The organism is uncultured Flavobacterium sp. (genome assembly GCF_963975005.1).
Classification (GTDB): Bacteria; Bacteroidota; Bacteroidia; order Flavobacteriales; family Flavobacteriaceae; genus Flavobacterium.
Genome location: NZ_CAXBFR010000118.1, coordinates 1 through 9025, shown reverse-complemented (window position 1 = coordinate 9025; position 9025 = coordinate 1). Strand labels below are relative to the sequence as shown.

General features: G+C 29.7%; 10 protein-coding genes. 8 read left to right on the top strand and 2 right to left on the bottom strand.

Annotated features, from left to right (window positions below; genetic code table 11):
* Together hemH and AACZ53_RS12155 are read right to left on the bottom strand one after the other, a co-directional pair.
* Nucleotides 1–602, bottom strand: a 602-nt coding sequence (gene hemH, locus AACZ53_RS12160) for a ferrochelatase (protein WP_339838843.1), incomplete at its 3' end; no start/stop codon positions are given.
* A gap of 119 nt (nt 603–721) precedes the next feature.
* Complete coding sequence (locus AACZ53_RS12155; protein WP_339838840.1) at nt 722–1594, bottom strand: AraC family transcriptional regulator; 873 nt, start codon at nt 1592–1594, stop codon at nt 722–724.
* Between the two features lie 229 nt (nt 1595–1823).
* Here AACZ53_RS12155 and hemA point away from each other — a divergent pair, with 229 nt between their 5' ends.
* The 8 genes from hemA to AACZ53_RS12115 all read left to right on the top strand — a co-directional run.
* Entirely contained in the window at nt 1824–3080 is a 1257-nt protein-coding gene (gene hemA, locus AACZ53_RS12150) for a glutamyl-tRNA reductase (RefSeq protein WP_339838837.1), read from the top strand.
* A gap of 4 nt (nt 3081–3084) precedes the next feature.
* Nucleotides 3085–4008: a hydroxymethylbilane synthase gene (gene hemC, locus AACZ53_RS12145; RefSeq protein WP_339838834.1), complete on the top strand. Its 924-nt coding sequence runs from the start codon at nt 3085–3087 to the stop codon at nt 4006–4008.
* 9 nt (nt 4009–4017) lie between these two features.
* Nucleotides 4018–5760 (top strand): potassium transporter TrkG, encoded by a 1743-nt coding sequence (locus AACZ53_RS12140; protein ID WP_339838831.1) that lies wholly within the window; start codon nt 4018–4020, stop codon nt 5758–5760.
* A gap of 11 nt (nt 5761–5771) precedes the next feature.
* Nucleotides 5772–6479, top strand: a complete 708-nt coding sequence (locus tag AACZ53_RS12135; protein WP_339838828.1) for a TrkA family potassium uptake protein — start codon at nt 5772–5774, stop codon at nt 6477–6479.
* Between the two features lie 3 nt (nt 6480–6482).
* On the top strand, nt 6483–7139 hold the full coding sequence (locus tag AACZ53_RS12130) for a uroporphyrinogen-III synthase (protein WP_339838825.1): 657 nt from the start codon (nt 6483–6485) through the stop codon (nt 7137–7139).
* Nucleotides 7140–7183: 44 nt separating this feature from the next.
* Nucleotides 7184–8212 carry a uroporphyrinogen decarboxylase gene (gene hemE, locus AACZ53_RS12125; protein ID WP_339838822.1) on the top strand — a complete coding sequence of 343 codons (1029 nt, stop codon included), beginning with the start codon at nt 7184–7186 and terminating at the stop codon, nt 8210–8212.
* Nucleotides 8212–8742, top strand: coding sequence for a GNAT family N-acetyltransferase (locus AACZ53_RS12120; protein WP_339838819.1), 531 nt, complete (start codon nt 8212–8214; stop codon nt 8740–8742). Before hemE ends, AACZ53_RS12120 begins: the two co-directional genes overlap by 1 nt.
* A partial coding sequence (locus AACZ53_RS12115; RefSeq protein WP_339838816.1) for a coproporphyrinogen III oxidase occupies nt 8732–9025 on the top strand: 294 nt, incomplete at its 3' end. The genes AACZ53_RS12120 and AACZ53_RS12115, both read left to right, overlap by 11 nt.

The following is a 9025-nucleotide window of genomic DNA, read 5'->3' as shown; positions in this document are numbered from 1 at the left end:
ATATCTGTTTTGCGAATGTGACGTTCTGGAATTCCGTGATAAGAAAACAATAAATGATCATATTCATACCCTTCTAAATGTCTTTTTATTGAATTTGATAAATCTCTGATATAGTCTTTTTGATTGTAAAAAGCGGGAATTATAGTAAAACTCATATGAGGGAATTTCTCTTTACGAAGCTTTTCTGCTAAAATTAAAATTGTCTGGGTAGAAGCCATTGCGTGTTGTGGATACAATGGAAACAGTAAAACTTCACTAATGCCTTGATCGCTTAATTTTTGCAGACCACTTTCAATACTTGGATTACCATATCTCATGGCTAATTCAACAGGAATACTTACTTGTTTTTGAATTTTAGCTTGTAATCTTTTTGATAAAACAATTAACGGTGAACCTTCATCCCACCAAATTTTTGCGTAAGCAGCAGCAGATTTTTTAGGTCTAGTTTGTAAAATAATTCCTCTAACTAATAAAGCTCTTAATAAAAATGGAACGTCTATTACATATTCATCCATTAAAAATTCATCTAAATAAGGTTTCACATCTTTTGCCGTTGGGCTTTCTGGTGAACCTAAATTCACTAATAATACTCCTTTTTTCATTTTTCTAAATTATTTTTCAATCAATTTTTTATAAAAGTAAAAAATATTGCTCTTTACTATTTGTTATTTTTTTGTTTTTTTCTATTAATGCATTACTTTAATCAATGACTTAACTAAAATTAAACATTCAGATTTAAATTCATTAAGTATTTCTTGGGTGTTGTCCCAAATTTCTTTTTAAAAGCTGCAATAAAATGACTTGATGTACTGTAGCCAATTTTCAACCCAACTTCATTTACATTATAAGAACCACTATCTAATAAATGTCTTGAATATTCCATCTTATAATCAAACAAAAAACTATAAACACTATCGCCATATATTTGTTTGAAGCCTACTTTTAGTTTTTTAATATTTAATCCAACTTGATCAGCTAATTCTTGTAAACCAGGTGGTTCAGCCATGTTCGCTATTACAATTTCCTTAGCTTTTTTAATCTTTAAGACATTTTCTTCATCGATTAAAAATGGACAATGCTCTGCATTTGGATCTTCATTTCTGTTAAAGTACAAACTCAACAATTCATAACCTTTACCTTTTAAATATAGATTTTTGATTGATGTGTTTTGGTTATAATGGAAAATTTGATTTAAAACAATAGCCATTGATGGACTAATATCTTCTTCGCCATAATATTTTTTATCCATGTTTTCGGCACTTAGAAAGGGAATATATTCGGCTTCATTTGAAAACAAAGTGTGGAATTTTTTAATTGAAATTAAGGCAGAAATAATCCAAGATTTTGGAGCCACCTCCATGTGGAGAGGCAATTCTTTCTGAGGATTATATAATAGAAGTGATTTTTCTTCTTTCAAATCTAAAGCATAGCTTCCATTATTGAAGATAAATTTACCTTTCCCTTTCACATTAAAATGAAATTGAATCAATCCTGTTTTGACCTGTTTTTCAAAACGTTGCGTTTCATTTGTATCATTTTGAAAACGCAATAAAATAAAATCTGGTTCAATTTTTATTTCTTCTGCAGCACTCATAGCGATATTTTTTTTAGTTTTGTTTAACCAATTCCTCTTTATTTTATTTAGAATGGTTCTAAACAGAAAATTAGCTAAACATTGATTTCACTACAAATTTAAACGTTTTTTATGTTTTAATTACATTTTTAACGAAAAATTCTGCTATCGATACAAAAAGTACTTTTAGCGTTACTTTTATAAAATTGTTAAAAGTACATTTGTATCACTTTTAGGAGAAGTTAATTATATGGATACTTTTACAATTGGAAAACATCTTTCGTTTTATGCTATCGGGTTGAGCTACAAAAAAGCTGATGCCGAGATGAGAGGTAAATTTAGTTTGGACGAAAATGCTAAAATAAATTTATTACATCAAGCTAAAAATGCTGGAATAGAAAGTTTGCTTGTTACTTCAACTTGCAACAGAACGGAGATATATGGTTTTGCGGAGCATCCCTTTCAATTAATCAAATTGCTTTGCGAGAATAGTAACGGAACTGTTGAAGATTTTCAACAAGTGGCTTATGTCTATAAAAACAAAGAAGCTTTAAATCATATGTTTCGTGTTGGAACAGGTTTAGATAGTCAGATTTTAGGTGATTTTGAGATTATATCGCAAATTAAACAGAGTTTTAACGATAGTAAGAAATTAGGCTTAGCCAATTCTTATGTTGAAAGGTTAGTAAATGCTGTTATTCAAGCCAGTAAAAAAGTTAAGAATGAAACGAATTTAAGTTCTGGTGCAACATCTGTTTCTTTTGCTTCAGTTCAATATATCATGAATAATGTTCCAGATATTGGAAACAAAAACATTCTTCTTTTTGGAACAGGAAAAATAGGAAGAAATACTTGCGAAAATTTAGTAAAACACACTAAAAACGAGCATATTGTTCTAATTAATAGAACAAAAGCTACTGCTGAAAAAGTTGCAGGTAAATTCAATTTAATTGTAAAAGATTATGCCGATTTACAAATAGAGATTCAAAAAACAGATGTTTTAGTGGTTGCTACTGGTGCTCAAAACCCAACAGTAGATGCAGAAATTTTAAAATTAAAGAAACCTTTATTAATTTTAGATTTATCAATTCCTAAAAATGTTGATGAGAATGTCAAATTCAATGAGAATGTCACTTTAGTTCATTTAGATCATTTGTCACAAGTTACAGATGAAACTATTGAAAAAAGAAAAGAACACATTCCTGCAGCCGAAAAAATTATTGAAGAAGTGATGACTGAATTTTTATCTTGGTCAAAAACCAGAAAATTTGCACCAACAATTCACTCTTTAAAAGAAAAATTGGGTTCGATAAAACAAACCGAATTAAATTACCAAAGAAAAAAACTACAAAACTTTAATGAAGAACAAGCTGAAATTATCAGCAATAGAATTATTCAAAAAATCACCAATCATTTTGCCAATCACCTAAAGAGTGAAGACACCGTACTTGATGAAAGTATTGAATGGATCAATAAAATTTTTCAAATTGAAGCTATCGAAAAATAACAAAATGTCTCAAAAAGTTATTAAAATAGGAACTCGTGATAGTGAATTAGCTCTTTGGCAAGCCCACACAGTTCAAAACAAACTTCGTGAATTAGGGTATAAAACTGAAATTATTGCTGTAAAATCTACAGGAGATATTATTCTTGACAAACCTTTATACGAATTAGGTATTACAGGAATTTTTACTAAGACTTTGGACATAGCCATGCTTAAAGGCGAAGTAGATATTGCTGTTCATTCTATGAAAGATGTACCAACTGCTTTACCTATTGGAATTGTTCAAGCTTCAGTTTTAGAAAGAGCAAACACTTTAGACATATTAGTACATAAAGGAAATCTTGATTTTTTAAACTCCGACGGAACAATTGCTTCAGGAAGTTTAAGAAGAAAAGCACAGTGGTTAAATAAATACCCAACTCATAAAGTAGAAGATTTACGTGGAAATGTAAATACTCGAATGCAAAAACTAAAAGACAATAACTGGAATGGAGCTATTTTTGCTGCAGCTGGTTTAGAAAGAATTAACTTAAAGCCTGATACTTTTTTAAATTTAGATTGGATGATTCCAGCTCCAGCTCAAGGGGCAATGGTTGTTGTTGCTATGGAAAATGATAATTTTACAAGAGAAGCTTTAGCAAAATTAAACCATAAGGAATCTGAAATTTGCACTTATATAGAGAGACAATTTCTTAGAACTTTAGAAGGAGGTTGTACGGCTCCAATTGGTGCTTTGGCAGTAAAAAAGGGTGATCAAATTGATTTTCAAGGTGTTTTGTTTTCTTTAGACGGAAAAGAAAAGTATTTGATTGAAAAAAGTTGTAATTTTGACTCTTATTTAAAATTTGGTCAAGAATGTGCCAAAGAACTATTAAAAAAAGGAGCAAAACCATTAATGGAAAAACTTCGAGCAGAATTAAAAGTGAAATAACACTCCCAAATGGAAAAAGAATCATTACTCAATTACCTTTATCGATTTTTTGACATCATCGTTTTGTTGTTTATCGTGTTTGATTTTGGGTATGATTTTGAAGAAAATTACAATTCGCCTCACGTAATTGGATTGATTATTTTGTCTTTTGCTTTGTTAGGTTTTAACCTGTTCAAATTCATTAAATACAAATTTAAGAGTAATAAAAAGGTAGCACTAGCTAATATTATATTATTATCTTCAATGCTTTTTGCTTCTTTAATTGTGGCATTAATTCATTTAGACTATAGCTTTTCATATATATTGCAAAACGTTAAGCCAATCTTAGAAGGAGGGCTAATTTTCTATTTTTTAATACGACTACTAGTTTTAGTGCGTCATATTTATGATATTTATTTTAATCCAGCAATTGTCTTTGTTGGAAGTTTTATGATATTAGGGTTAACGGGGGCTTTTTTACTAATGCTTCCTAGTGCAACGACTAACGGAATTTCATTTACAAATGCAATATTCACTGCAACTAGTGCTGTTTGTGTAACTGGTTTAGCGGTTGTTGATACGGCTAAAGACTTTACAATAATTGGACAATCCATAATTTTAGTTTTAATACAATTAGGTGGAATTGGAATTCTAACTTTTACTTCATTCTTTGCTTTCTTTTTTAGAGGAAGTTCATCTTTTAAAGAAGGGCTGAATACGAAGGATTTTATCGCTACTGAAGGACTAAAAGATGTTTTTAGAGCTGCTTTAAATGTGGTTATTTTTACACTTTCCGTTGAGTTTATTGGAGCCGTTTTTATCTATTTTTCGGTTTTAGACAATGATAGTATAACTAACAAATTCTTCTTTTCAATTTTTCATTCAATTTCAGCTTTTTGTAATGCTGGATTTTCAATTTTCTCAGCTGGATTATTTGATGAAAGCATAAGATTTGATTACTTCTTGCAATGGATAATTATGATATTAATTATTTTTGGAGGATTAGGACACAACATAATTTTCAATTTTTATCAATATATAAAAACCTACGTTTTAGAGTTGTTTGATAAAGGTAGAATTCACAAGCAAGTTAGAATTATAACTTTAAATACAAGATTGGTAATTTATACTACTTTATTCTTATTAGTTTCAGGTTTTATATTTTTATACATATCTGAATATAACAATACACTTTTAATACACGATACTGTTTTTGGAAAAATCACCAATGCCGCTTTTAATTCTGTTACACCAAGAACTGCAGGTTTTAATACGGTAGATTTTACAAAATTTAACGTTCCTTCATTGTTGTTTATGATATTTTTAATGTGGATTGGAGCTTCACCAGCATCAACAGGTGGTGGTATAAAAACGAGTACCTTTGCATTAGCTACTTTGAACATTTTTGCTGTTGCAATGGGTAAGGGTCGAATTCAGATTCTAGGAAGAAGAATTAGTAGTGATTCAACTTCTCGGGCATTTGCTATTTTATGCATTTCATTAATAGTGATTGGAATTTCCATCATGGCATTATTGATATTTGAACCTACTGACACGCCTCTTTTAACGGTTGTTTTTGAATGTTTCTCTGCTTATAGTACAGTTGGTTTAAGTTTAAATTTTACATCAACTTTATCTGAGCCAAGTAAATATGTAATAATTGCAACAATGTTTATTGGTAGAATAGGGATGCTCAATTTAATGGTTGGATTACTTCGTCAATTGAATCATCAATTTTATGAGTATCCAAAAGAAAATATTTTGATTAATTAATACTATACAAAATGAAAGTAATCGTTTTTGGATTAGGAAACTTCGGAATGTCATTATCGTTATCACTAACGGAAACAGGAAACGAGGTTATTGGAATAGATAAAAACATGGAAAAAATAAATCTTTTAAAAGACAAAATTTCTCATGTTATTTGTATGGATTCAACTAATGAATTAGCCTTTGATGCTGTTCCTTTAAAAGACGCAGATAAAGTTGTCGTTGCCATAGGTGAAAATGAAGGTGCAGCGATTATTACTACAGCAATTATTAAAAAACTTTCAGATGTTAAGATTATTTCTCGTGCCTTGTCACCTATTCACGATACAGTTTTGGAAGCTATGGGAATTCATAGTATTGTTCATCCAGAACAAGATTCTGCAGATAGATTAACCAAACAAATCAATTTTAAAACGACTTTAGAAAATTACCAATTGGATAACAATTATACTATTTCTGAAGTTAAATCTAAACCTGAGTTTCACGGTAAAACTTTAGCGGAATTGAATGATATTGATAAGTATCACTTAACATTAATTACAATAATCAGAAAGCGTGAAAAACGCAATTTAATAGGTAAAAAAACTATAATTAAAGAAACTATTGGTCGGCCAACACCAGAAACAGTTTTACAAGAGTGTGATATTTTAGTGGTTTATGGAAATAATAAGGACATTTCTTTTTATTGTGAAGATCAAGAAGAAAGTGAAATAAAACTATAGCTTTTGAAAACAATTCTATCTACAAAAAAATTAAGTAAAGCAAAAAAACAAAAACTTATTGAAGCTGAATTTAATATAATAGAAAAGAATTTTATTAAGACGAAATCAATAGATTTTTATGTTAAAATACTTAATGAATATGTGATTTTTACGAGTAAAAATGCTGTTAAAAGGATTTTAAAAAACCCAATTGTAAATCAAGTTAAGGAAAGAAAAATATTTTGTGTTGGACAAAAAACAAAACAATTTCTTGAAAAACATAATTTTATTATTCAAGAAAATGCAGATTATGCAAGTGATTTAGGAACATTAATTAAAGAAAAATATCAAAATCATTCGTTTACTTTTTTTTCAGGAAATATTAGAAGAAACACTTTACCTGATTTGTTAAATGATAATTTTATAAAATGGAATGAAGTAATAGTTTATGAAACATCTTTAAATCCAAAGAGAGTAAAAGAAAACACTGATGGAATTTTATTTTTTAGTCCGTCAGCGATTGAAAGTTATTTCATGAAAAACAAAATAGAAAATCAAACTTGTTTTTGCATTGGAACTACAACGGCAAAAGCATTAGAAAATAAAACAAAAAACATACAAATTGCTGCTCAACCAACTGTTGAAAATGTAATTGAAGAAATAGTAAAATATTATAAATAAACTTAGTAACTCAGCTACTAAGTCACTTTGAAACCTTAGAAAAAATGATTAAAAACGACTTATTTTTAAAAGCCTTAAACAACGAAATTGTTGATAGACCACCCGTTTGGATGATGCGTCAAGCAGGAAGATATTTGCCTGAATTTATGGCAATCAAAGAAAAATATGATTTTTTCACAAGATGTAAAACTCCAGAATTAGCTTCTGAAATTACGATTCAACCTATTAGAATTATTCAACCAGATGTTGCTATTTTGTTTTCAGATATTTTAGTAATTCCGCAAGCCATGGGAATTGATGTAGAATTAGAAGACGGAATTGGACCAGTTTTACCAAATCCAATTCGTAAAGCTTCTGATGTGGATAAGGTATTTGTTCCAGACATCAACGAAACTTTAGGTTATGTTATGGATGCCATTGACATGACAAAAGAAAAATTGAACAACGAAGTTCCTTTAATTGGATTTGCAGGTTCACCTTGGACAATATTCTGCTATGCTGTGGAAGGAAAAGGTTCAAAAAGTTTTGATAAAGCTAAAGGATTTTGTTTTTCAAATCCCGTTGCGGCTCATTTATTATTGCAAAAAATTACAGATACAACCATTTTATATTTGAAAGAAAAAGTAAAACATGGAGTAAATGCAGTACAAATTTTTGACTCTTGGGGAGGAATGCTTTCTCCAGTTGATTATCAAGAATTTTCATGGAATTACATGAACCAAATTGTGGAAGCTTTAGCACCAGAAACAAAGGTTATTGTTTTCGGAAAAGGATGTTGGTTTGCATTAGATGAAATGGCAAAATCAAAAGCAGCTGCAATTGGTATAGACTGGACTGTTTCTCCAAGAAATGCAAGATATTTAACAGGTGGAAAGAAAACATTACAAGGTAATTTTGATCCTTCTAGATTGTTATCTCCAATTCCTGTGATTAAGAAAATGGTTCACGAAATGATTGACGAATTCGGAAAAGATAATTACATAGTAAACCTTGGTCACGGAATTTTACCAAATATTCCTGTGGATCATGCGAAAGCTTTTGTTGATGCGGTTAAAGAGTATGAAAGTAAGTAATGAGTAATATAAGTTCCAATATTGAAAAGTTAAAATTATCCGATTCAGTAGAGTTATATGATTTTATTTTATCAAATTCTGAAAGGTTAAAAAAATATTTTCCAGTTACATTATCTAGTAATTCAACAGTTGAAAAAACAACTCAATATATTGTAACTAAAAACAGAGAAATTGAGGAACATTCAAACTTTACTTTTGCAATTCGTGATGAAAAATCAATTTTAATAGGATTAATGATTCTCAAAAAAATTGATTGGGCCAAAAAAAGTGGTGAATTTGCCTATTGTATTGGTGCTAATTATGAAGGAAAAGGTTATACATCTAAAGCAGTAAATGAAATGATGCAGTTTGCTTTTAATGAGTTGAAATTAAAAACACTACAAATCATTGCTCATAAATCAAATGTTGGTAGTTGTAAAGTTGCTGAAAATTGTGGATTTACATGGAAAAGAACATTGCTAAATGAATTTACCCCAACTGATGAAACTCCATTAGACATGGAATTATATGAATTAGAATATGAAAGATAAATTTTTCGCATACATACAAAACTTACAAGATCAAATCTGCAAAGGTTTGGAAGATATTGACGGTGAAGCCAAATTTCGTGAAGATTTATGGGACAGACTGGAAGGTGGTGGTGGAAGAACTCGCGTTATCGAAAACGGAAATGTTTTTGAAAAAGGTGGTGTGAACATTTCTGCCGTTCACGGAAAGTTGCCTGATTCTATGCAAAAATTATTCAATGTTGGTGAAGCTGATTTTTTTGCTTGTGGATTGAGTTTGGTTTTGCACCCTAAAAACCCCATGGTT

What these genes read in the sequence shown, in the direction of transcription:
- hemE (WP_339838822.1), top strand. Translation starts at nt 7,184, where the DNA reads ATGATTAAAAACGACTTATTTTTAAAAGCCTTAAACAACGAAATTGTT.
- AACZ53_RS12155 (WP_339838840.1), bottom strand. Translation starts at nt 1,594, where the DNA reads ATGAGTGCTGCAGAAGAAATAAAAATTGAACCAGATTTTATTTTATTG.
- hemC (WP_339838834.1), top strand. Translation starts at nt 3,085, where the DNA reads ATGTCTCAAAAAGTTATTAAAATAGGAACTCGTGATAGTGAATTAGCT.
- AACZ53_RS12135 (WP_339838828.1), top strand. Translation starts at nt 5,772, where the DNA reads ATGAAAGTAATCGTTTTTGGATTAGGAAACTTCGGAATGTCATTATCG.
- AACZ53_RS12120 (WP_339838819.1), top strand. Translation starts at nt 8,212, where the DNA reads ATGAGTAATATAAGTTCCAATATTGAAAAGTTAAAATTATCCGATTCA.
- hemA (WP_339838837.1), top strand. Translation starts at nt 1,824, where the DNA reads ATGGATACTTTTACAATTGGAAAACATCTTTCGTTTTATGCTATCGGG.
- AACZ53_RS12140 (WP_339838831.1), top strand. Translation starts at nt 4,018, where the DNA reads ATGGAAAAAGAATCATTACTCAATTACCTTTATCGATTTTTTGACATC.